The sequence below is a fragment of the Achromobacter sp. RT286_PF genome (assembly GCF_059760425.1).
The window spans coordinates 109,947-131,301 of record NZ_JCBAMR010000011.1 but is presented as its reverse complement, the minus strand read 5'-3'; the positions used below and the strand labels follow the sequence as shown (position 1 = coordinate 131,301).

Genomic DNA, 21,355 nt, shown 5'->3' with positions numbered 1-21,355 from the left:
GTCAGCGGCCCTTGAATTGCGGCTGGCGCTTTTCCAGGAACGCCATGCGCGCCTCGCGGGCGTCTTCCGTCTTGGCCAGCGCCATCGTGAAGTCCTGCTCGAAACGGTAGGCGTCGCGCTGCGGCATCAGGTCCACCATGTTGGCGGCGCGCTTGGCATACAAGACGGCCAGCGGTGCCTTGGACGCAATTTCATGCGCCAGCGCCAGCGCCGTGGGCAGCAACTGGTCGGGCGGCAGCACGTCTTCCAGCACGTTGCGGCGCAACAGGTCGTGCGCGCTAAGGCGCTGGCCGGTGAAGAACATGCGGCGCAAAGTTGACCGGCCCACCAGCGTGCGCAACATGGACGCGCCGCCCGCCAGGCCCACGTTGATCTCGGGCATGCCGAAGGTGGCGTTGTCGGACGCGTACATGATGTCGCACGCGGCCATCAGCCCCAACCCCGCACCCAGCGCCGCGCCGTTCACCGCGGCAATCACCGGCTTGGCGCATTCCTTGATGGCGTTGCCGGTTTCGCGGGTGATGCGGTTGTGCTCCAGGAAGTCGCCGGCGATGTCGGCGTTGGGTCGGTCTTTCAAATCCGCCCCGGCGCAGAACACTTTTCCCTGGCCTGTCAGCACGGCGCAACGTATGTCATCGCGCTCGGATATTTCGTCGAAGATGGCGACGATGCGGCGGCGCATGGCGCGGTTCAGCGCATTGACCGGCGGGCTGTTCAGCGTGACCAGCGCAACCCCTTCGTTGACTTCCAACGTGACGGTGGCATCGCTCATGCGGGCACCTTGTTGATGGGGGAAAAAGCGAGGGCGCGCAGGGCGCCGATGGCATGCTGCATGACGTGTCTCCATGAGTCCGATGGACCGGTCTTGCCCCGTTTTCAGCGCGGGGTGGCCGGTTTTTTTTGGATTATATGGACGGGTATTGCGCAGGATTCAGGCCAAAAATGTTGGTTGTGTTCTGCACGAAAACGGCATATTCCCGCGCGGCGCAAGCCGATACCATGGTTTGGGAATTCGTCCGCCGGACGAGCAGAACAGGGGCGGTCGGCACATGCAGATTGAGCGTATCGGCACGGTTCGCGCAGCGCTGGGCGAATGCCCGGTGTGGGATGCGGCCGGAAATTGCTTGTGGATGCTGGATTGCCGCAGCGGACAGTTGCTGAGGATCGATCCGGAAGGCGGCGCGACGCGTGAATGGCGCTTGCCGGCCCCGGTGGGCTCGTTCGCGCTGAACGGCGGCGACAGCATCATCGTGGCGTTGAAAGAAACCTTTGCGCTGGTCAGCCTGAGCGACGGCGCCACGCGCACGCTGGGACGCATTGAGGACAGCCACCCGAACCTGAGGCTGAACGATGGCGCGCCGCTGCCTGATGGCAGCTTCGTGGCCGGCACCATGCATGTCCATCGGCAAGAGGGCGAAGCGCCGCTGGGCGGTTTGTACCGCGTGGATACGGGCGGCCGGGTCAGCCGCATCGCGCAAGGGCTGGGCGTGGTGAACGGCCCGGTCATGCATCCGGACGGCCGGCATTTTCATGTGTGCGATAGCGCGCAGCGCAAGGGGTTTCGGTATCGCATGGAGGAAGCGGGCCGGTTGTCGTCCCCGGAAGTGTTCGTCGATACCGACGCGCTCGGTTCGGCCCCGGACGGCTGCTGCTTTGATCGCGAGGGCGGCTTGTGGACCGCGCTGGTGCACGCGGCGGCCATTGCGCGGTTCGATGCGGCGGGCAAGCTGGATCGCCGCATCGACCTGCCGGTGGCGCATCCGGCATCGCTATGTTTCGGTGGCCCGGATTTGTCGGATATCTTCGTCACAACCATCAGCGACAGCGGCCGGCTGACAGCCACGGGGCCGCTGGATGGAGCCTTGCTGCGCGTTCGGGGCGCGGGCGCCGTGGGAGCGCCGCGTGGGCACTGCCGCATTCGGCTTTGATGCATCCGGCCTTGATGCATTCGGCCTTGATGCTTCGGCCATAATGCAACGCCCTTGATGCAACGCCCTTGATGCAACGCCCTTGATGCATCGCCCCTTATCAGGGGCTTTCGGCGGCGGCCATCTTGTTGTACGCCGTGAACCGCAGCGCCGAACCCGACACATGCGAGGCCACGAAATCCAGGAACAGCCGGATCTTCACTGGGATCATCGCGGTGTCCAGGATGGTGGCGTACATGCCTTCTTCGAAGGTCGTATTGGTGACGTGATAATCAGGGAATAAACGCACCAGCGTGCCGCGCGAAATATCGTTGTGCACGGTGTAGTCATCCAACAGCGCAATGCCCTCACCCAGCAGCGCCAGTTCCAGCAGCGCGACGCCGTTGTTGGTCACGTGGCGCGGCTTGATCAGCACTTCCTCAATCGCTTCATCCTGCTTGAAGCGCCAGCAATATTGATCGCCGGGCAGCAGGTAGGCCAGGCAATCGTGCTGCGCGATATCGGCGGGCCGGGCGGGCGCGGCCTGCTTGGCCAGGTAGGCGGGCGAGGCCACCAGAAAACGTTCGCTCTTGAACAGGATGCGCCGCTTTAAGCCCGCTTCAACGGGGGGAGAAATGCGGAAATCGATATCGAAGTTGTTGCGCCGCAGGTCTGCCTTGGTTTCGGACAGCACCAGTTCAATATGAATGTCGGGGTACTGCTGGCGAAACGCGGCCACCAGCGGCGGCAGCACGCCCAGGCCGAACATCATGCGCGAATGCACCCGCAGGATGCCCTTGGGCGCGGCGCGGATTTCGGTGATGTTGCGATGCGCCTCGTTGATGTTCCACAGAATGGACTCAAGCTGTTGCGCATATTCCTGGCCGGCTTCGGTCAGCACGACCTGCCGGGTCGAACGCAGCAGCAGCTTCACGTTCAACTCGTTTTCGAACTCGGTGATCATGCGGGATACCGACGTTGCCGACACCCCGAACTGCCGAGCCGTTTCAGAAAAACTCTCGGTCTTGGAGATCGACAGAAAGAGCTCCATCGCGCGCAGCCTGTCCATCATTCCTCCACTTTACGCAGCACAGAACGCCGCATTTCCTGTATTTCCCCGATGACTGCCGGCCTCTAGAATTTCCTCAGAACGTCAAGCAATCAATGAGGAGACATTATGGAATTCGGCGTGTTCATTCTGGCGCAGCAGCGAGGTTACCACCAGTCCTCAAAGCAAGTCATCAACAACTCCATCGAGCAAACCGTGGTGGCGGAGCAGGCCGGTTTCGATGCGGCCTGGTACGCCGAGCACCACTTCAACAACTACTCCTTGTCGCCCTCGCCGCTGATGACGGTGGCGCACGCGGCCGCCAAGACGCACCGCATTCGCCTGGGCACGGCGGTGTGCATTCTGCCGCTGTATCACCCCGCGCGCTTCCTGGCCGAAGTGGGTTTTGTGGACACCGTTTCCAATGGCCGCCTGGACCTGGGCGTGGGCTCGGGCTATCAGGAATTCGAGTTCGAACGCTTCGGCGTGCAGATCGCGGATTCGGGCGCGATCTTCAACGAATTCCTGGACGTGATTCCCAAGGGCCTGACGCAGAAAATCTTTGAACACGACGGGCAATTCCTGAAGATACCGCCCAGCTCCATCGCCGTGCGCTGCTTGCAGGACCCGATGCCGCCGCTGTGGATCACGTCCGGCAACCCGGTCACGCTGGGCCGTGGCGTGCGCGAAAACCATAACCTGTTCGTCACGGCGCTGCTCAAGGGCAACGAGGCCATTTCCGAGCTGCGCGGCAGGCTGGAAAAAGTGGCCGAGGACAACGGTCGCGACCTGGACCGCGATGTGAAGTTCGGCTTTCTGCGCTGTGGCTACGCGTCGGACAACAACGCCGAGATCGACGCGTACCTGGACTGCGCGCGCTTTCAACGCCGCATTTCCGAAAGCCTGAAATTTCGCCGCGCGCAAAGCGACGATGGCTACATGGTCAAGGAAGTGCCGTCTGAAAACGATCCCACGTTCGAGCAGCTGCGCAAGAACCTGCCGGTGGGCTCGGTCAATGAAGTGATCGACAAAATGCTAGAAGAGATCAGCATCCTGCGGCCCAAGCACATTGCGTTGCAGACCCAGCTGGGCGACTTCGATCAGAAGACGATGCTCAAGCAGATCGAGCTGTGGGGCGACAAGATTATTCCGGCCATCCGCAAGGAAGTCGGCAGCACGACGGCCGTGGCCTGAAGGAGTGCAAGATGCAGATCTATCTGAGCAACGCGGGAGCGATCACGCTGCGGCATCCGTCGGACTTCCGTCGGCTGGACGTGCTGGCCGATCCGCAGCCGCGTGACCGCCTGGAACACGCCATCGCCCGCGTCGGGCGACGCGAAGACGAGCGCCATGTGCGGCTGTCGCCATCGGTGCTGCGTTTTTTGTCGCAGCATGCGGGCGACCCGCAATGGGAAGCGGATTTTTCCGCCATGGTCGACTACGCGGCCCGGCACGGATGGGTCGACGAACGCGGCGACATCCGCGCGCACATGGTGGTCAACGAGCATGACCAGGTGGTGTCGGTTGACGACTTCAAGGCGGCGATGCGTTCGCTGCCCGCCGGCATCAGCGCGGTCACCACGGGGCAGGGCGATCAAGTGGCCGGCATGATCGTGTCCAGCCTGACCTCGATCTCGGCCGACCCGCCGATGGTCGGCTTCTTCGTTCAGCAGACCTCGTCCGCGCGCGAGCCCTTGCTGCGCCACGGCCGCTTTGTGGCCAATGTGCTGGGCGAAGGACACGAGACCGTCATGCAGGCGTTTTTGGGACAGCCGCAAGGCATGGCGCGCTTTGCGCAAGGCGGCTGGGTGATGAATGAGCAGGGCACGCCGGTGCTGCCCGATGCGCTGGCCAGCATCGAATGCGATATCGTCTGCACCGAAGTGCTGGGCACGCATGATCTGATCGTGGGCAAAATCCGCAAGACGACGTGCCGCGAAGCGCAGCCCGTTATCAACTTCAAATCCGCCACGCATCGCATCGCGCCCGTCCGGCTTCAATAGGCAAGGGCTGCCTCCAGGAAAATGCCCGCCATGTCGGCGGGCATTTTTTGCTGCTGTTGAAACGCAAGTTGCCGCCGGCTACGCGGCGGCAAGCCTCTGATCAATCCAGCACGATATGGTTTTCCTGGATGACGCGACCCCAGTATTGGCGGTCGGCCTCCAGCTGCGCGTCCAGCGCTTGCGGGCCGCCGGCCTTTTCGGTCTGCCCGTTCGCCACCAACATTTGGCGAAAACTCTCGGCTTGAACCGTCTTGATCGCCGCGGCGGAATACGCCTGGATCAAATAGGCGGGCGTGCCCTTGGGCGCGTGCAGCGCGGTCCAGTAGCTGGCCTTTAACTGCGGATAGCCCAGCTCAACCACCGACGGCACATCGGGCAGGCCGGGGTCGCGCTGATCGGTCGTCAGCGCCAGGATCTTCACCGCGCCCGCCTTCTGGTGATCGGCCAGCGCGATGGGCGTCATGTAAGACAGGTCGTTGCGGCCGGTGATCAGGTCGATCAAGCTGGTCGGTGTGCTCTTGTAGGGCACGGCGGTCAGCGGGATGCCCAGCGTCTTGGCCAGGATCAAGCCGTACAGGTCGGTGACGCTGCCAGGCCCCAGCGAGCCATAGGTCAGCGCGCGGTTTTCCTTCTTGGCGTAGGCGACCAGCTCGGCAATGGAATTGACGCCCATCGTGGCGGGCACGGTGATGGTCAACGGCCCGTCGAACATCATCGCCACGGACGCGAAGCTGTCGAACCGGTATTGCAGGTTCGGACGCAGCAAGACGTTCAGCGACACCGGGCCCGAGCCACCCATCAGCAGCGTGTTGCCGTCGGCGGGGGCGCGCGCGACTTGCGCGGCGCCGATGATGCCGTTGGCGCCGGGCTTGTTTTCAACAATGAACGGCACGCCCAGCTGCGCGCTCATGCCTTCGGCCAGCAGCCGGGCGAAGTTGTCGTTGGGGCCGCCGGGCGCGTAGGGCACGATCAGGGTCACGGGCTTGGGGGCGGCGCGCAACGGCCGCGCAAGCATCATGAGGGTGCCGGCCGCGAGGAAACCGCGGCGCGTGAGCTTGAACATTGTCTCTCTCCTTGATCCCGCCGCCGTGCATGTCCGTGCCTTCTGTGGGCCGGGTCAGCGTATTGTCAGCGTGGCGACAGGGGCGGCGGGCGGCGCTGGGCCGCCCGCCTTGGGTTGTCACAGGAGTCGATGATAATTTTTATCGGACTTCCCGATTACCCCATCTTTGCGCAGAACAGTTCTGCGAAGGCCGTCAGAAACCTTCCAGGACGACCTTGCCCTGCGCCTTGCCGCTTTCGATGAAGGCATGGGCGCGGCGCAGGTTCTCGGCGTTGATCTTGCCGTAGTGCTCGCCTAGCGTCGTGCGCAGCGTGCCGTCGTCGATCAGCCGGGCCGCCTGGTTCAGCAATCCGTGCTGCGCGATCATGTCGGGCGTGTTGTGCAGCGAACGCGCAAACATGAACTCCCAATGCAGCGATGCCGATTTGCCCTTCAGCAACCGCACGTCGATGGCGCTGGGGTCGTCGATCAGCGCAATCTTGCCTTGCGGGGCGATGGCTTCGGCCAGCTGGGCAAAGTGCTTGTCGCTATGGGTCAGGCCGGCGATGTGGCTGACCTGCGGCACGCCGATGCGCTTGAGCTCTTGCGCCAGCGGCTTGCTGTGGTCGATGACGTGATGCGCACCCAGTTCGCGCACCCAGGCCTGCGTCTCGGGTCGCGAGGCGGTGCCGATCACGGTCAGCCCCGTCAGTTGCCGCGCCAGCTGTACCAGGATGGACCCGACGCCGCCGGCCGCGCCCACCACCAGCAGGCTGCCCTGGCTTGGGGCGGCGTTGTCCAGCACGCGCAGCCGGTCAAACAGCAGTTCCCACGCGGTGATGGTCGTCAGGGGCAACGCGGCGGCTTGCGCAAAGTCCAGGCTCTTGGGCATGTGGCCGACGATGCGTTCGTCCACCACATGGCGTTCACTGTTGGCGCCGGGGCGATTGATGGCGCCGGCGTACCAGACACGGTCGCCCGGCTTGAACAGGCTGACCTTCGCGCCCACGGCGCGCACGACGCCAGCGGCGTCCCAGCCGATGATCTCGGGCTTGCCGTCCTTGGGCGCGCGGTTGGCGCGGATCTTCACGTCGACCGGGTTCACCGAAATGGCGTGCACGTCCACCAGCAGGTCGTGGTCGCCGGGGGTGGGCTCGTCGATGGTGATGTCTTGCAGGGCGTCAGCCTGGTCGGCCGGCAGGTTCTTGAAGTAGGCAATGGCTTTCATATCGGTGGCTCGGGTTTTCGTTGTGATGGGGGGCGATCAGAGGATGGAGCGGACCACGCCGCCGTCCACGCGCAGCGCGGCGCCGTTGGTGGCACTGGCCTGGGTGGAGCACGCGTAGACGACCATGTTGGCCACTTCATCCACGGTCGCCAGCCGGCGCAGCAAGGACGTGGGGCGGTGTTGGGCGATGAAGTCGCGTTCCATCTCGTCTTGCGACACGCCTTGTTCCTTGGCCATTTCGGCGAAGAAGTCAGACACGCCTTCCGAGCGCGTCGGGCCGGGCAGCACGGCATTCACGGTGACGCCCGTGCCGGCGGTCAGCTCGGCCAGGCCGCGGGACACAGCCAGCATCGCCGTCTTGCTGACGCCGTAATGGATCATTTCCGCCGGAATCTGCACCGCCGATTCGCTGGAGATAAACACAATGCGGCCCCAGTTGGCCGCGATCATGCGGGGCAGGTAGTAGCGCGATAGCCGGATGCCGCTCATGACGTTGGTGTCCAGCATGTGCTGCCAGTCGTCGTCCGTGATTTCGGTGAACGACTTGGGGGCGAAGAAGCCGGCGTTGTTCACCAGGATGTCCACGTCGGGGTGGGCCGCCAAGATGGACGCGGCGCCATCGGCGGTGGCCAGGTCGGCCTGCACGGTCGTGACCTTGGCGGCGGGAAATTTCTGTGCAATCGCGGCCGCCGCCTGGGCCAGCTTGTCGGCGCTGCGGCCGTGCAGCACCACTTGGGCGCCGGCTTCGGCCAGGCCCAGCGCAATCGCCAGACCGATGCCGCCGGATGATCCGGTGACCAGCGCCTTTTTTCCATTCAGTTCGATGTTCATGTGTCAGCTCCAATAGAGATCAGGACAGGCTTGAAAACGAAACCATGATTACCCAGTTCGCAGGCATGAAAAACCGGCTAGCATCGCACTCAGTTTCAATAACTTTTTGAAAATGAGTCGACCATGGTGCGATTTGAAGACCTGCGGATCTTTGTGGCGTCGGCCGATCACGGCAGCTTTTCCGGCGCCGCGCGCGAACTGGACGTGTCGCCCGCCGTGGCCAGCGCGGCGCTGAAGCGGCTGGAGCAGACGTTGGAGGCGCGCCTTTTCGTGCGGTCCACGCGCAGCCTGCGGTTGACGGCGGACGGCGAGCGGTATCTGGAATACGCGCGCTCGGCCATCGCCACGCTGGAGGCGGGCAAGAACGCGATGGCGCGCGACAAGACGGCGATATCCGGCACGCTGTCCGTCTCCATTCCGTCCGACCTGGGCCGCCACGTGCTGCTGCCCTGGCTGGATGACTTCCAGACCCAACATCCGCGCGTGAGCTTCCAGGTGCGCATCAGCGACCGCTTGGCCGACCTGTACCGCCAGCCGGTGGACATCGCCATCCGCTACGGCAAGCCCAGCGATTCCGCCTTGGTGGCGCTGCCGCTGGCCGAACAAAAAAGCCGCGTCGTCTGCGCGTCACCCGCGTATCTGGCGCGGCACGGCGTGCCCCAAAAACCCGAAGACCTGCGCGACCACAACTGCCTGTCGTTCGTGCTGGGCGAAACGCTGCACGACCGCTGGGCGTTCGAACACGAAGGCACCGCCATGACGGTACCCATCAAGGGCGACCGGGTGGGCGACGACGGCGATCTGGTGCGCCGCTGGGCGCTGGCGGGCAAGGGCGTGGCGTACAAATCGCGCTACGACGTGTTGCGCGATTTGCGCGCCGGGCGTTTGGTGGCGCTGCTGCCCGACTACGCCACCGAACCCTCACCGCTATACCTGCTCTGCGTGCACCGCATGTTGCTGTCCCCCGCCGTCAAGCGCCTGCGCGAGTTTTTGCAAGAGCGCTTTCGGCAGTTCGACGCGGGGTAGCGCGACGCGGGTTGCGGCGACGGGGCAGCAGGCCTAATGCGCGGCGCGGTGGTGCGACCCCGATGCGGCCTTGTTCCTGGCCCGGGTCTGCGCCGCCTTCTTCGCGGCGGCGGAACGGCCGGCCGCGCCCTTGGTCGCGGCGGCCTTCTTCGCCGCCGCCGAGCGGTCGGCGGCTGTGCGCCGGCCCGCCGACTTGCTGGCGTGATGCGACAACGCTGAACGCGACGCGGGCTTGGTGCTTTCCTTCTTCAACGCCTTGGTCGTTGCGTGAGAACGCGTGGTCGACTTGGCATGCCCGTCGTGCGCGGCCTCGGTGTCCTTTTTCGCCCGATGCTTGGTCGCCGCACTGGCCTTCTTCGACGGCGTGGCCTTCACGCCCGCGCGACGCGCTTTCGACAGTCCGATGGCAATGGCTTGCTTGGTGGAACGTACACCGTGCTTGCCTTCGCGCACGTGCTCGATTTCCTCGCGGACGAATTCTCCGGCCTGCGTGGATGCGGCCTTGCCTTCTCGCTTGTCTTTCTTCGCGCGTTCCAGGGTTTTCCGTTCAGGCATGGTGATCTCCTTGCTGGGTTGCGGGAGCGGGCTCCGTCGCCAGTCGAGACCACGCGACGGAACTCGTAACACCACAATAGCGCCACGGCGTTATCCTGTGTGTTCGAATGGATTGCCGGTCGTAAGCGCCGGAACACGGGCCACAGACCGTCGATTCAGGACTCACCCCCTTAGCGGAGACGAGCTATGTCGAATCATGTCTACAAGCAAATCGAACTGGTGGGATCTTCCACCACCTCAACCGATGACGCGATCGCCAAAGCGATCGAGCGCGCATCCGAAACCTTACGCAATCTGGACTGGTTTGAAGTCACCGAAGTGCGCGGCCATATCAAGGACGGCAAGGTGGCCCATTGGCAGGTCGGTTTGAAAATCGGCATGCGTCTCGAAGGAGACGAGTAATCCGCGCGCTGGTCGTTCTTTGACCAGCGCCTGCAAGTGCTTGTCGGAAAAGGAGTTTTTGGGCTTGTTATCCGACTGTTCATAGGCTTGTCCACATTCCATGGGGACAAGCCTTTTCTTTTATCCCCACGTTTTGCGGCGCGGCACGCGACACGACCCGCGTCGCGCCGGCTGGGCAGCGGCTGGGCGTTTATTGCCCGCTGCTCTCAAGTGCTTGGCCTGTAAGCCTTTTTCGAGACTACCCGCATACTGTCCTCAGCCTTATCCACATTTGCCGGGGACAACTCGGTGCCATCCAGTCCCCCATTGAGCCTTTATTGACCACGCCATGCAGGTTATTGATCTGCATACGCTTTTTGCACCTGCCCTCAAACTGTCCTCATGCTTTTCCACAGAATGCTGGGACAAGACCCACAATCGGCTCCCGCCTTGATGACCGCTGTGCAGACATACAGCACTTTCGAGGATAACTTCGCCCAAACTCATCCAAAAGGACGATTGCGCATTGTTTGACCAGCACACGCAAGTGCTTGGCGGAGCAGGGGATTTTGACTGTGCCCCAATACTGTCCTCAGCCTTCTCCACAGATGGCGGGGATAAGTATTTATGGCGTCGAGGGCGCGGGCGGTAGTACGTGTCGCAAACCCCCCGGTCAGGCCGGACCCGTCCGCGATTCCACATCCATCGCAGCCGGCCATTCGACCTTCGGCGCCAGACGAAGCGCCAGGTTGTGGGAGGGCACTTCGTTAGGGTCGTTGAACTCTCGTACCGGTGGCACGGCGTCGACCCCGTACTGCATGTAGGCGCGCACGTAATCCCAGGAACTGCCTTCGTCCTGGTACACGCTTAAAGGAAACCGGTCGATGACTTGGTTTGTGCCGGGCTTGACGACGGCCACGGATACGCCCCACGAAATCATCAAGCCGCCTTGCCCGGTGGCCCCCCGTTCCCGCCAGACTTCGGCACGCAGGTCGGCCCAATCGTAGGATTTCGTGGTGACCTGCCATTTCGCGAATGGATTCCACCAGACGTGTTCAAAGCTGTACACGTATACGGTTCGGCGTAAACGGTTAAAACGAACCGGCTCGTCGCGCGGGATGGCGGTGTCTATGCGTATGCAGTGGTATGCCATGGCGCCGGTCATGATGCCCGGTGCCAGGATTTGCAACGAGAAGACGATGCCGTGCTCCCAGCTGCTACAGGCCATAGCCAGCACAGCTAAGGTGAAGCAGATTGGAAAGATGGCGAAGAACATTAATAGCCCGCGCATTTTTGTAGAGCGACGGGAAATCTCCAGATAGGCGTCGTTGAGCGCGTTGAGTGTAGGGGCATGATGGGGCTGGACTTCAGCGCGCTCGCCGTCCATGGGTGCGGCTAAATCGCGTTGCCACCCCCGATATGGTCTATCAAGTAAAGGTCTTTGGTTTGCCATAATTCCGGTTCTGAAAATAGGGAGGGCGGCCAGCGCCGCCGTCTCTTTCAGGACCGAAGGGGGGCGAGACGGCGCTCGACGCGAACACGCCGCAGCCTGGCCGCATCGGAGCAATGCAACATCCGTGCCATGAAACCGAATCTTGAAAATAGACGCGCGATATCAATGGCTTGCGGCGAAATTGGCGGGCTTGTAGTGGCATGCGGTTGGTGCCATGCCCGGAAAACGCCCGTTTTTCACGAGAAATCGAGCCAGAGTTGACTCGATTAAAAATAACCTGCGTCTTATCAACGACTTGTAGCGGGCCAGATTTGGCTCGATCGGGTCAAATCTGGCTCATCCAGTCATGCCCCGGCGCCAGCCCCCACAAACGCGGCGCAAAAAAAAGCCCCCCGACGTGTCAGGGGGCTTGATCGCCCGGAGGTAGATCGGGCGATCGGCGCCGGTGGGCGTGGCCCTGCCGGCTGCGGCGGCAATCAGGTGTTCAGTTTCTTGACCCAGTCCACGTAGCGGTCGACCCAGCCTTGCAGGAACTTGCGGGTGCCTTCGTTGGTGATCGTGTATTGGTCGTCGATCAGGCCGTCGGAATATTGCAGGAACACTTCCGGCGTGGTCAGCGCGATGGCGCCTTCGGCGGCCAGGATGTTGCGCAGGTGTTGCTGCATCATCGCGGTGCCGGCGGCGCTGGGCGATGCGCCGACGATGCCGGCGGCCTTGCCCGGCCAGGAGTTCTGGCCCCACGGGCGCGAGCCCCAGTCAATGGCGTTTTTCAACGCGGCGGGCAGCGAGCGGTTGTGCTCGGGTGACACGAAGAGCAGGCCTTGCGCGTCGGCGATCTGTTGCTTGAGCTTGGCGGCGGGGGCGGGCAGATTGTTTTCGTTGTCCTGGTTGTACAGCGGGATGTCGCCCAGGCTGACGTAGTCGAACTTGAAGTCTGCGGGAACCAGCTTTTCCAGCGCACGAGCCAATCGCAAATTGATCGAGGCGGCACGCAGGCTGCCGACGAAAACTGCAATTTTGTAGGTGCTCATGGGCAAATGCTCCAACGGGAAAGGGAAAAGCCAGTGTAGACCTGCTTGGCGACGCGCTCAATCATTGTCGCGTTATGTCTTAATGCGAGCTTCGCCGTCCTGCGGCAGAGCAGGCCAGCGGCTTGGCCGGGCGCGCCATGTCGGTGACAGCGCCGCGGCCGCGCGTCGCCCTTCAACGGGTCACACCATCAGGCTGACATGCGCCGACACCACGCGCCACCCTGCGGGCGTGCGCATCCAGGTCTGACTTTGGCGGCCGATGCGGTCGCTGCCCTCGCGTTGGAATTCGATGTTGGTGGTGGCGAAGTCCGTGCCGTACGTGGTGATGGCGGTGCGCAGGACGCGCCGTGCCAGGCCTTGCGGTGAGCGTCCGGCGCGGAATTCGCGGATGGCCTCATAGCCGTACAGATTTTCGCCGGCGCCGTAGCGCAAGGTGTGGGGGCTGTTCCAGAACAGCGTGTCCAGTTCCTGGACGTCGTTGGTCACCAGCGCGGTTTCGTAGCGCTCGAAAGCGGCGGTGACCTCGGCCACGACGTCCGGCAAATTGATGTCCATCTCTGTTTCTCCGCATGCACCGGCATGGTGCGTTGTGTAGGGGTAATCACCAATATGGTGTGTGTTGCGGTGCGCAAGTTTCGGCGCGCAACGCGTTGATGTCGTTCACGCCAGGGGAATGCTGCACCGCAAGGCTGGCACGGGGATTGCTAGGGTTAACACTGCATAACAAGCTACACCGTTGCCCAGGAGTTCCGTCATGTCCAGTTCCGCTGTTTCCGTCCCGGTCACCATGCTGGTCACGCGTCATATCGCGCCCGAACGCTATAGCGATTTTCTGTCCTGGATGCGCCAGGGCGAAATCCTGGCGGCGGGGTTTCCCGGATTTTTGGGATCGGGAGTGCTGCAACCGCCTGAAGGGGGCGATCAGTACCAGATCGTGCTGCGCTTCACCGACGAGGCGAGCCTGTTGCGGTGGGAAAAATCCTTGCCGCGCCGCATGTGGCTGGAACGCGGGGCGAACCTGGTGCGGGCCAGCCATGAACACCGCGTCAAAGGCACGGACGGCTGGTTTGCGCCGAAGGCCGCCAGCGCGCCGCCACGCTGGAAGCAAGCGGTGAGCATCTGGCTGGCGTACTTTCCGGTGCTGCTGGTGTTCTCGATTCTGGTCAGCGAGCATCTGAGCGCGCTGCCGGTGTTCTGGCGCGTCTTGATCACAAGCGTGATATTGACGCCGATTATGGTGTTCATCTGCATACCGGTGATTTCTCGGGTGCTGCAACGGTGGCTGCGGGCGGGGTGATGCCGCGCACCCGTCACGCCGCCTTGGCGGGACGGGTGGAATACAAGCGGTGCAGCGTGATCTTTCGCACCGCGCTTTGGCTGTCGCGGATATGCGCTTGCAGCAGCTGTGCAGCGGCGGCGCCGTCGCGGGCCAGCACGGCGCGCAGGATGGCGCCGTGTTCTTCATAGGTGTTGTCGATACGGTCTTGCAGCGTGAAGTCCAGGCGACGCACGATGCGGATGCGCTCGGTGGCCGCGCGATGCACGCGTGCAATCTCCGGGTTGCCGGCAGCCGCCACCAAGTCGATATGAAAGCGTTCGTCCAGGTCGGCCAGCCATTCGCCGTCGCTGGACCGGTCGTTTGGCGCGACCAGCCAGGTGTCGGCCAATGATTGCAGCGCGCGCAGCGGATCGGGGCCCTGGGCCGGCAAACACAGGGCATGGACCGCGGCGGTTTCCAGCACGCTGCGCAGTTCGTAGAAGTGGTCCAGCGTATTGAAGTCCAACGGCTTGACCAGCCAGCCGTTGCGTTGCCGAACCTCCAGATAGCCTTCACGCTCCAGCCGGAACAGCGCTTCGCGCACCGGCGTGCGGCTCACTTGCAGCCGGTCCGCGATTTCGGTTTCGGTAAAGCGATCGCCCGGGGCCAGCCGGAAATCCAGGATGTCCCGTTTCAATGCACCGTAGGCGGTGTCGGCCAGGGTGCGGGGCATGTCGATGGCGGCGAATGCGGATTCCATAACGGGCCTTGGATGTCGAGTGGTGGGGCGGTCGGACGGTGGCGGAAGGCGATGAAAAGAAAGCTCAGACCGGGCGCACGCGCGCCGCGCCGGCTTGTTCCAGCGCGTAGGCGGCGGCCAGGCAATCGGCTTCGCGCCAAGGCGCGCCGATCAATTGCACGCCCAGTGGCAAGTGGCCGTCGTGTTCGGTCTCGGGCCAGGTGGGCGCGGTGCAGACGGGCAGGCCGATACATGAGATGGGTTGCGTCAGCAGCCCCATGCTGGCTCGCGCGGGCAGTTCCTTGCCGGCCAGCGTCAGCCAGTCGGTGCCGATGGGCGTGGCGGATACGGGCGTGGCGGGCGCGATCAGCACGTCGTACTGGTCGAACAGCGCCATGGCCTCGCGGTAGACGCGGTGGCGGATGCGTTGCGCCTGCTGCACCCACGCGGCGGGCACCAGGCTGCCGGCGACCAGGCGGTCGCGCGAATAGGGTTCGTAGTAGTCGTAATGCGTGACCAGCTTGCGCCGATGCAGCGCGCCGCCTTCGGCCGCCGTGATGATGAAGGCCGCGGCGCGCGCTTGCGTGGCGCCGGGCATGTCGACGATGGCGGTGGCGTCCAGCGCGCGCGCGGCGATCTCGACGGCGCGGCGGGCTTGTGGGCCGGCCCAGTCGGCAAAGTAGCCGCCCAGCACGGCCACGCGCAATGTGCGCGCGCCCGAGGCTAGCGTGGGCAACACGGGGTCTACGGCATGCTGGGCGCAGGCGGCATCGTCCGGATCCGGGCCTTGCAACGCATCGTAGGCGGCGGCCAGGTCGCTGGCGCTGGCGGCAAAGGGGCCCAGGTGGTCCAGGCTGCCGACAAACGGAAACGACCCCGTGCGCGGCAGGCGGCCATAGGTGGGTTTCAAGCCGAAGACGCCGCACAGCGAGGCCGGCACGCGGATGGATCCGTTGGTGTCCGACCCCAGGGTCAGCGGCACCAGCCCGCCCGCCACGGCGGCCGCGCTGCCGCCCGAGGACCCGCCTGCGATGCGGCTGGTGTCGTGGGGGTTGCGGCAAGGGCCGTAATGCGTGTTTTCGGTGGTGAAGCCGTAGGCGTGTTCGTCCATGTTCAAGGCGCCGATCAGGACCGCGCCGGCGTCCCGCATCCGCGCGACCAGTCGCCCGTCTTGCGCGGCGGGCGGATTGGCGGCGTTGACGCGACCGCCTGCCAACGTCACTTCATCAGCGATGTCGAACAGGTTTTTGACGGCGTAGGGCACGCCTGCCAGCGGCGGCAATGCTTCGCCACGCGCGCGGCGCGCGTCGATGGCGGCGGCTTCCTGGCGCGCGCGGGCTTCGGTCACGGCGGTAAAGCAGTTGTACGCGGGGCCGCGTTCGCGCACGCGGGCCAAGGTGGCGTCCAACACCGCCAGGGCGCTGCGTTCACCGCTGGCGACCTGGCGGGCGATGTCGATGGCGGGGCCGCTCACGGACGGAACACCGATGCGGATTCCAGTTCAACGGGCAGGGGCTCGTCGACGAAGCTGGCCGCAATGTCATGAATGCGCGAGAACTGTTGCACGACTTCGGCCGTGGCGGCCTCGCGCAAGGCGTAGCCCGACAGCGCCAAGGCGCTGCGCACATAATGGTCGATGGTTTCCTGGGTCATGGCGGATGCTCCGATAGACGCGTTGGGGGGGGCTGAAGATGTTTGCCTGCGCAGTCGCGGTGGTGACCGGCTTACCGGCGCACCTCGCGCTGGAAAATCTCCAGGCTCAGTTTCTTCATCTGAATAAAGCTGGGCTCGGACAGCGTATCCACCGTGCGCGGGCGGGCATCCGTGTAGTCCAGGATCTCGGCCACGCGGGTGGGGCGCTTGGTCAGCAGCAGCACCTGGTCAGCCAGGTACACGGCTTCTTCCAGATCGTGCGACACCAGCAACATCGTGGTGCCCGTTTGCAGAAACACTTCTTGCAGCTTTTCGCGGATGAACAGCGTCATCTCGAAGTCCAGCGCAGAGAAGGGTTCGTCAAGAAACAGCACCTCGGGTCCGGGGGCCAGCGCGCGCATGATGGACGCCGTCTGCTGCTGCCCGCCACTGAGTTCGTACGGGTAGCGCTTGAGGTCGAACTTGACGTCGAACGAGGCGACCAGCTCTTCCACGCGTGCATCCACTTCGGCCTTGCTGCGGCCTTCCAGACGCAGCGGGTAGGCAATGTTGTCAATGGTGCGCAGCCACGGGAACATGGCTTCGCGGTAGTTCTGGAATACGTAGCCGATCTTGGTTTGCGCCAGGGACTTTCCGTCGAACAGGATCTCGCCTGAATCGATGGGAATGAGGCCCGCGATCATGTTGATCAGCGTGGACTTGCCGCAGCCGTTGGGGCCGAAGACCGACACGATCTTGCCCTTGGGGATGTCCAGGTTGAAGTCTTCGTACAGCGGCCAGCCCGCGAAGTACTTGGTCAGGCCACGGATGGTGATGTGCGTGCCCAAGGGGCCGGGCGCGAACGGCGCGGCGGCGGGGGCAGGGGCGATGATGGGGTTGATGACGGTGGACATTTATCGGCCGCTCCAATGGACCACGCGCTTTTCCAGCACAAGAAAAATAATGTTCAGCACATAGCCCAACGCGCCGGCCGCCAGGATGGCCGCGTACATCTCGCGCACGTTCAGCACCTGCTGCGCGTTGATGATGCGATTGCCCAGGCCGCTGTCGGACCCGATGAACATTTCCGCCACGATCACGATCACCAGCGCCATCGACACGCCGCTGCGCAGGCCGACGAACGTGGGTTGCAGGCTTTCCCAGATCAGCACGTCCTTGAAGATCTGCCAGCGCGATGCGCCCATCACGCGGGCCGCCATCACGCGCTGCTTGCGTGCGTTGATGACGCCATAGGCACTGTTGAACAGAATCACCAGCACGGCGGCGAACGCGGCGATGGCGATCTTGTTCATGTCGGTGACGCCAAAGATCATCAGGAACAGCGGGATCAGCGCGGACGACGGCGTCGACCGAAAGAAGTCCACCAGGAACTCCACGCTGCGATACGCCTTTTCATTGCTGCCCAGCAGCACGCCCAGCGGCACGCCGATGACGCCGGCGATCACGAAGGCTTGCAGCGTGCGGTTCAGCGACGACAGGAAGTCCCACAGCAGCGGCCCGCCGGCCAGCCCCTTGACCAAGGCCACGATGGTGGCGCTGGGCGTGGGCAGCAGCACGGGGCTGACCAGTTGCAGTCGCACCACCAGGTCCCAGATCACGAAAAGCGCCAGGGGGCCGATCAGCGGCAGAAAGCGTGCGCCGTTGAACTTGCGCGGCGGCTGCCTGGTGGGGGCGGAGGGGGCGGTCATGGAGGTCGGTGCCTTTGTCGCGGTCGCGGTCGCGCTTGCGGGCACGGTTGAGGTTGCGGAAGTCGCGGTCGTGGCTGTCATGGGTCAGCCCTTGTAAAGCATGGTCGACACGTCGACCTTTTGCGCGAAGATGCCCTTCTCGGTGAACAGGTCGAAGAACTTCTGGAAGTACTGGATGTCGCTGGGCGTGAACTCGTTGTAGAGCGTGTAGGCGGCCAGCGGCACTTCTTCGGTCATGGGGCCTTCGATGGCGGTGTAGCCCTTCATGAAGGGGCGCGCCTCGGCCGGCTTGGTGCGGATCAGTTCGATGCCGCGCGCGTAGGCCGCGATGAATTTCTTGCTTTCTTCCGGATGCTTTTTCAGGAACGCGGTGGTCAGCGAGGCCGACCCGCCAAACCACGGCGCCATCGGATCGCCCAACACGTACTTGGCGATCACGCCCGTTTCCAGCACGCGCGTGGTGCCGTTCAAGCGGCCCACCGTGCCCGTGGGTTCCAGCGTGTAGCACGCATCCAACTGGCCGGCGGCAACCGCGGCCACGTGCTGGCTGATTGCCAACTCGACCACGGTTGCTCCGGTTGCGCCGGCGCGCTCCAGTACTGCTTTGGCCAGCGTGGCGTTCTGGATGCCGGGTCCAGATCCGACCTTTTTCCCCTTGAGGTCTGCTATGGATTTGATGGGACTATCTTTCGCGACGATGAACTCATCCAGCACGTTCTTGGCGTTGCTGGGGTTGGACGCAAAAATCTTGAACAAGCCGGGCGAGGCGATTTCGCCGATGGCCAGGTTGGCCGAGCCGGTGCCGTTGGCGCTACCGTCCGCGCGACCGGCCAGCATGGCTTCCATGACCTGCTGCGCGCCCGCGAACTTCAGCGGCTCGACATTCAGGCCCGCTTCCTTGAAGTAGCCTTTTTCCACGGCCGCGTAGAACGGCAGGCCGGCGGCCACCGGCCAGAAGCCGATGCGGATCACCGGGCCCGACTGGGCGCGCACCAGCGCGGGCGCGGCCAGCGTCGCGGCGCCCAGGGCAGCGCCCTGGATCAGGCGGCGGCGGGTGGCGTTGAAGGCGAAAGGCGCATTGCGGTTGATCATGAAGGCTCCTGGAGGGCTTGCTGTGAAAGGTGTTGCGACGCTTGCCTTGTAGACAAGCTTGCATACCAGTCATCAAGCAAAACCCGTGCCAGGTTTGCCGGGGTGGGGTTAGCCCTGGGCGGCGCGCGCGGCGGCCTCGCGCTGGTGCCACGCGTGAACCATTTTGGTGCATGACGCACCACTGAAGGGGACAGTTCGAACGCCGGGCGGGGCGTCGGCAGGCTGGCGGATGCGGCGGCGTCAGCTCACCAGGCGGTTGGCCAGCGGTTCTGCGCGCGCCCAACGGCGCAAGTTGTCCACGAACAGGCCGAGCACGCGCGCGCGATTGCCGTCCGAGAAACCGGCGCTGTGCGGCGTCACGATGACGTTGTCCAAACCCCATAGCGGGGACTCCGGCGGCAGCGGTTCTTGCTGGAACACGTCCAGGAACGCGCCGCCCAGTCGGCGCGCCGACAAGGCGTCGATCAAGGCCGCTTCATCAATGACGTGGCCGCGCGCCACGTTGACGACCGACGCGTGCGCGGGCAGGGCGGCCAGGGCCTGGTGGTCAATCAGCCCGCGCGTGGCCGGCGTCAACGGGCAGGCCAGCACCAGCCAGTCGGCCTGTGGCAGCAGGCTGCGCAGATCGGCATAGGTGACGCTGTGGCGCGCTTGTGGCACGGGCGTGGCGGAATGGCGCACCACCGACAGCGTCAGCCCCAGCGCGCCCAGCAGCGCGCCAATGCGTTGGCCGATGCCGCCCCAGCCCACCACCACGGCGTGTTGCCCAGCCAGATCGCGTGGCGTGCGATCGCCCAACAGAGGCCGCCACGCGCGTTCGCGCTGATCGGCGGCTAGCAGGGGCAGGCGGCGCGCCAAGGCCAGCACGCCGGCGATGGCGGTTTGCGCAACCACGGCGTCGGTCGCGCCTTGTGACGTGGTGATGGCGACGCCGCGCGCGTGCAGTTGCTGATAGATGTCGCGGTCCGCGCCGGCCGAGTGCACATGGACCCATTGCAGCTCAGGGGCGGACAGCAGCGCGTCGTAGTAACGCGCCGTGTCGGGCGTGATCTGGAACTTGGTGGACGCGCCGGTGATGTCGCGCGAAATAAACGCGACGTGCGCGGGGCACGGCTCGCCGGGCTGCGGGTGGCAGAGCGCGATGCGCGGTGCATCAACGCTGGCAAGCGCCTGGCGCAGCGCGCCCGCCTCGGCGGGCGAACAAAGGATGCGGATCTCGTCGTGCGGCATGGATGGCTTGGTGGTGACGCAGTGGGCGGCTGCTGGGGGGCTAGTTAAGGGCGAATGCTTAAGGGCGAATGCTAAGGGCGGCTGCTTGGAGATGTAGCTGCTTAGGCGTGCTGCTTAGGCATGCTGCTTAGTTGGCGGCCGGTTGGAACTTGCGCACCAGCGCGGCCCACTTGTCGTGTTCCGCGCGGATGAACGTGGAGAACTGCGCGGGCGTGCCACCCACGGGCTCGGCGCCTTCATGCAGCATCTGCGCCTTCAGCGAGGGCAGGGCGGCGTTGACTTCGCGGTTGATCACGGTGACCACCTCGGGCGGCGTGCCTTTCGGGCCGAAGAAGCCAAACCATGACCCGGCATCAAAGCCCGGATAGCCGGACTCGGCAATGGTGGGCAACTCGGGCAGGGTCGCCGACCGTTGCAGCGTGCTGACGGCCAGCGGGCGCAGCTTGCCCGCGCGTATCTGCCCGATCACCGACGGAATGGTGGCGAACATGAAGTCGATGCGTCCGGCCAGCAGGTCGTTGACTGCGTCGGCCCCCTTGTACGGCACGTGCGTGGCCTGCACCCCCAGTTGGTCCATCAACATATAGCTGGACAAGTGCGACGACGTGCCCACGCCGGTAGAGCTGTAGTTCAAGTGCTGCGCCTTTTTGACGTAAGCCAGAAAGCTCTTGATGTCCTTGGCGGGCGAGGACGGCGGCACGACCAGCACGTTGGGCACGGTGGCGATCTGCACCATCGGCACCAGGTCGGTCAAGGGGTCGAACGATAGTTTGGCCAGCGACGCATTCACCGCGATGGGGCCCACGGAATTGACGATCAGCGTGTGCCCGTCGGGCGCGGCGCGCACCACGAACTCGGTACCGATGTTGCCGCCCGCGCCCGGTTTGTTTTCCACCACGAACGGTTGCTCCAGCTTCTTGGACAGCGCGTTGGACATGCTGCGCGTCAGCGTGTCGGTGGTGCCGCCGGCGGTGAACGCCACGATCACTTTCACAGGCTTGTCGGGGTAGTCGGCGGCCATGGCGGGCGGCGCGGTACAGGCGCAGGCCGCCGCTGCGGCGGCGAGCAGGGCTCGGGCAGTATTCATCGTTGTCTCCGTCCGTGGTTGTCGTTTGGATAGGTCGGCGCCGTGCCGCCACGTCGGCCGGCGCCATTGAAATGCAAGATCGAATGCAGGACTCCAATGCAGG

At 64.3% G+C, this 21,355-nt stretch carries 23 protein-coding genes; 6 read left to right on the top strand and 17 right to left on the bottom strand.

Annotation, left to right across the window (positions count from 1 at the left end; genetic code table 11):
- Position 1: 1 nt before the first annotated feature.
- A complete protein-coding gene (locus AC6LJY_RS11905; protein WP_046805945.1) occupies positions 2–772 on the bottom strand; it encodes an enoyl-CoA hydratase/isomerase family protein in 771 nt (256 codons plus the stop codon).
- 277 nt (positions 773–1,049) lie between these two features.
- Between AC6LJY_RS11905 and AC6LJY_RS11900 the strand changes: the two genes are divergently transcribed.
- Entirely contained in the window at positions 1,050–1,928 is an 879-nt protein-coding gene (locus tag AC6LJY_RS11900) for an SMP-30/gluconolactonase/LRE family protein (protein ID WP_498136001.1), read from the top strand.
- Positions 1,929–2,028: 100 nt separating this feature from the next.
- Here the strand turns inward: AC6LJY_RS11900 and AC6LJY_RS11895 are convergent, their stop codons facing one another.
- Positions 2,029–2,976 carry a LysR family transcriptional regulator gene (locus tag AC6LJY_RS11895; RefSeq protein ID WP_498136014.1) on the bottom strand — a complete coding sequence of 316 codons (948 nt, stop codon included), beginning with the start codon at positions 2,974–2,976 and terminating at the stop codon, positions 2,029–2,031.
- A gap of 108 nt (positions 2,977–3,084) precedes the next feature.
- Between AC6LJY_RS11895 and AC6LJY_RS11890 the strand changes: the two genes are divergently transcribed.
- Entirely contained in the window at positions 3,085–4,149 is a 1,065-nt protein-coding gene (locus tag AC6LJY_RS11890) for an LLM class flavin-dependent oxidoreductase (RefSeq protein WP_498136000.1), read from the top strand.
- A gap of 11 nt (positions 4,150–4,160) precedes the next feature.
- Entirely contained in the window at positions 4,161–4,958 is a 798-nt protein-coding gene (locus AC6LJY_RS11885; protein ID WP_498135999.1) for a flavin reductase family protein, read from the top strand.
- A gap of 100 nt (positions 4,959–5,058) precedes the next feature.
- Here the strand turns inward: AC6LJY_RS11885 and AC6LJY_RS11880 are convergent, their stop codons facing one another.
- The 3 genes from AC6LJY_RS11880 to AC6LJY_RS11870 all read right to left on the bottom strand — a co-directional run bounded on the left by AC6LJY_RS11880 (position 5,059) and on the right by AC6LJY_RS11870 (position 8,059).
- Positions 5,059–6,021, bottom strand: a complete 963-nt coding sequence (locus AC6LJY_RS11880) for a tripartite tricarboxylate transporter substrate binding protein (protein ID WP_498135998.1) — start codon at positions 6,019–6,021, stop codon at positions 5,059–5,061.
- Between the two features lie 193 nt (positions 6,022–6,214).
- Entirely contained in the window at positions 6,215–7,228 is a 1,014-nt protein-coding gene (locus tag AC6LJY_RS11875) for a zinc-binding alcohol dehydrogenase family protein (protein WP_498135997.1), read from the bottom strand.
- 36 nt (positions 7,229–7,264) lie between these two features.
- Positions 7,265–8,059: an SDR family NAD(P)-dependent oxidoreductase gene (locus AC6LJY_RS11870; protein WP_498135996.1), complete on the bottom strand. Its 795-nt coding sequence runs from the start codon at positions 8,057–8,059 to the stop codon at positions 7,265–7,267.
- Between the two features lie 123 nt (positions 8,060–8,182).
- Between AC6LJY_RS11870 and AC6LJY_RS11865 the strand changes: the two genes are divergently transcribed.
- Complete coding sequence (locus AC6LJY_RS11865; protein WP_498135995.1) at positions 8,183–9,085, top strand: LysR family transcriptional regulator; 903 nt, start codon at positions 8,183–8,185, stop codon at positions 9,083–9,085.
- Between the two features lie 33 nt (positions 9,086–9,118).
- Here the strand turns inward: AC6LJY_RS11865 and AC6LJY_RS11860 are convergent, their stop codons facing one another.
- Positions 9,119–9,640 carry a DUF6496 domain-containing protein gene (locus tag AC6LJY_RS11860; RefSeq protein WP_314363512.1) on the bottom strand — a complete coding sequence of 174 codons (522 nt, stop codon included), beginning with the start codon at positions 9,638–9,640 and terminating at the stop codon, positions 9,119–9,121.
- A gap of 186 nt (positions 9,641–9,826) precedes the next feature.
- Here AC6LJY_RS11860 and AC6LJY_RS11855 point away from each other — a divergent pair, with 186 nt between their 5' ends.
- Positions 9,827–10,042, top strand: coding sequence for a dodecin (locus AC6LJY_RS11855; RefSeq protein WP_050449258.1), 216 nt, complete (start codon positions 9,827–9,829; stop codon positions 10,040–10,042).
- A 652-nt stretch (positions 10,043–10,694) separates the two neighbouring features.
- Here the strand turns inward: AC6LJY_RS11855 and AC6LJY_RS11850 are convergent.
- From AC6LJY_RS11850 to hpxZ, 3 genes are all read right to left on the bottom strand, one after another.
- Positions 10,695–11,408 carry a DUF6708 domain-containing protein gene (locus AC6LJY_RS11850; protein WP_498135994.1) on the bottom strand — a complete coding sequence of 238 codons (714 nt, stop codon included), beginning with the start codon at positions 11,406–11,408 and terminating at the stop codon, positions 10,695–10,697.
- 542 nt (positions 11,409–11,950) lie between these two features.
- A complete protein-coding gene (locus tag AC6LJY_RS11845; protein WP_046804184.1) occupies positions 11,951–12,505 on the bottom strand; it encodes an NADPH-dependent FMN reductase in 555 nt (184 codons plus the stop codon).
- Positions 12,506–12,685: 180 nt separating this feature from the next.
- Positions 12,686–13,060 (bottom strand): oxalurate catabolism protein HpxZ, encoded by a 375-nt coding sequence (gene hpxZ / locus AC6LJY_RS11840; RefSeq protein WP_120156407.1) that lies wholly within the window; start codon positions 13,058–13,060, stop codon positions 12,686–12,688.
- Between the two features lie 199 nt (positions 13,061–13,259).
- On the opposite strand from hpxZ, the gene AC6LJY_RS11835 reads away from it, so the two are divergent.
- Positions 13,260–13,802, top strand: coding sequence for an antibiotic biosynthesis monooxygenase (locus tag AC6LJY_RS11835; RefSeq protein WP_498135993.1), 543 nt, complete (start codon positions 13,260–13,262; stop codon positions 13,800–13,802).
- Positions 13,803–13,815: 13 nt separating this feature from the next.
- On the opposite strand, the gene AC6LJY_RS11830 is transcribed toward AC6LJY_RS11835, so the two are convergent.
- The 8 genes from AC6LJY_RS11830 to AC6LJY_RS11795 all read right to left on the bottom strand — a co-directional run bounded on the left by AC6LJY_RS11830 (position 13,816) and on the right by AC6LJY_RS11795 (position 21,252).
- Positions 13,816–14,523 (bottom strand): FCD domain-containing protein, encoded by a 708-nt coding sequence (locus AC6LJY_RS11830; protein WP_314363525.1) that lies wholly within the window; start codon positions 14,521–14,523, stop codon positions 13,816–13,818.
- A gap of 64 nt (positions 14,524–14,587) precedes the next feature.
- Complete coding sequence (locus AC6LJY_RS11825; RefSeq protein ID WP_498135992.1) at positions 14,588–15,976, bottom strand: AtzE family amidohydrolase; 1,389 nt, start codon at positions 15,974–15,976, stop codon at positions 14,588–14,590.
- Positions 15,973–16,155, bottom strand: a complete 183-nt coding sequence (locus tag AC6LJY_RS11820; protein ID WP_046804179.1) for a DUF4089 domain-containing protein — start codon at positions 16,153–16,155, stop codon at positions 15,973–15,975. Before AC6LJY_RS11820 ends, AC6LJY_RS11825 begins: the two co-directional genes overlap by 4 nt.
- 71 nt (positions 16,156–16,226) lie before the next feature.
- Positions 16,227–17,048 carry an ABC transporter ATP-binding protein gene (locus AC6LJY_RS11815; protein ID WP_046804178.1) on the bottom strand — a complete coding sequence of 274 codons (822 nt, stop codon included), beginning with the start codon at positions 17,046–17,048 and terminating at the stop codon, positions 16,227–16,229.
- Positions 17,049–17,843, bottom strand: a complete 795-nt coding sequence (locus AC6LJY_RS11810; RefSeq protein ID WP_046804177.1) for an ABC transporter permease — start codon at positions 17,841–17,843, stop codon at positions 17,049–17,051.
- Positions 17,844–17,927: 84 nt separating this feature from the next.
- Positions 17,928–18,935, bottom strand: coding sequence for an ABC transporter substrate-binding protein (locus AC6LJY_RS11805; protein WP_046804176.1), 1,008 nt, complete (start codon positions 18,933–18,935; stop codon positions 17,928–17,930).
- Between the two features lie 240 nt (positions 18,936–19,175).
- Positions 19,176–20,165 (bottom strand): NAD(P)-dependent oxidoreductase, encoded by a 990-nt coding sequence (locus tag AC6LJY_RS11800; RefSeq protein WP_498135991.1) that lies wholly within the window; start codon positions 20,163–20,165, stop codon positions 19,176–19,178.
- Between the two features lie 127 nt (positions 20,166–20,292).
- Positions 20,293–21,252 (bottom strand): Bug family tripartite tricarboxylate transporter substrate binding protein, encoded by a 960-nt coding sequence (locus AC6LJY_RS11795; RefSeq protein ID WP_120156403.1) that lies wholly within the window; start codon positions 21,250–21,252, stop codon positions 20,293–20,295.
- Positions 21,253–21,355: the final 103 nt, after the last annotated feature.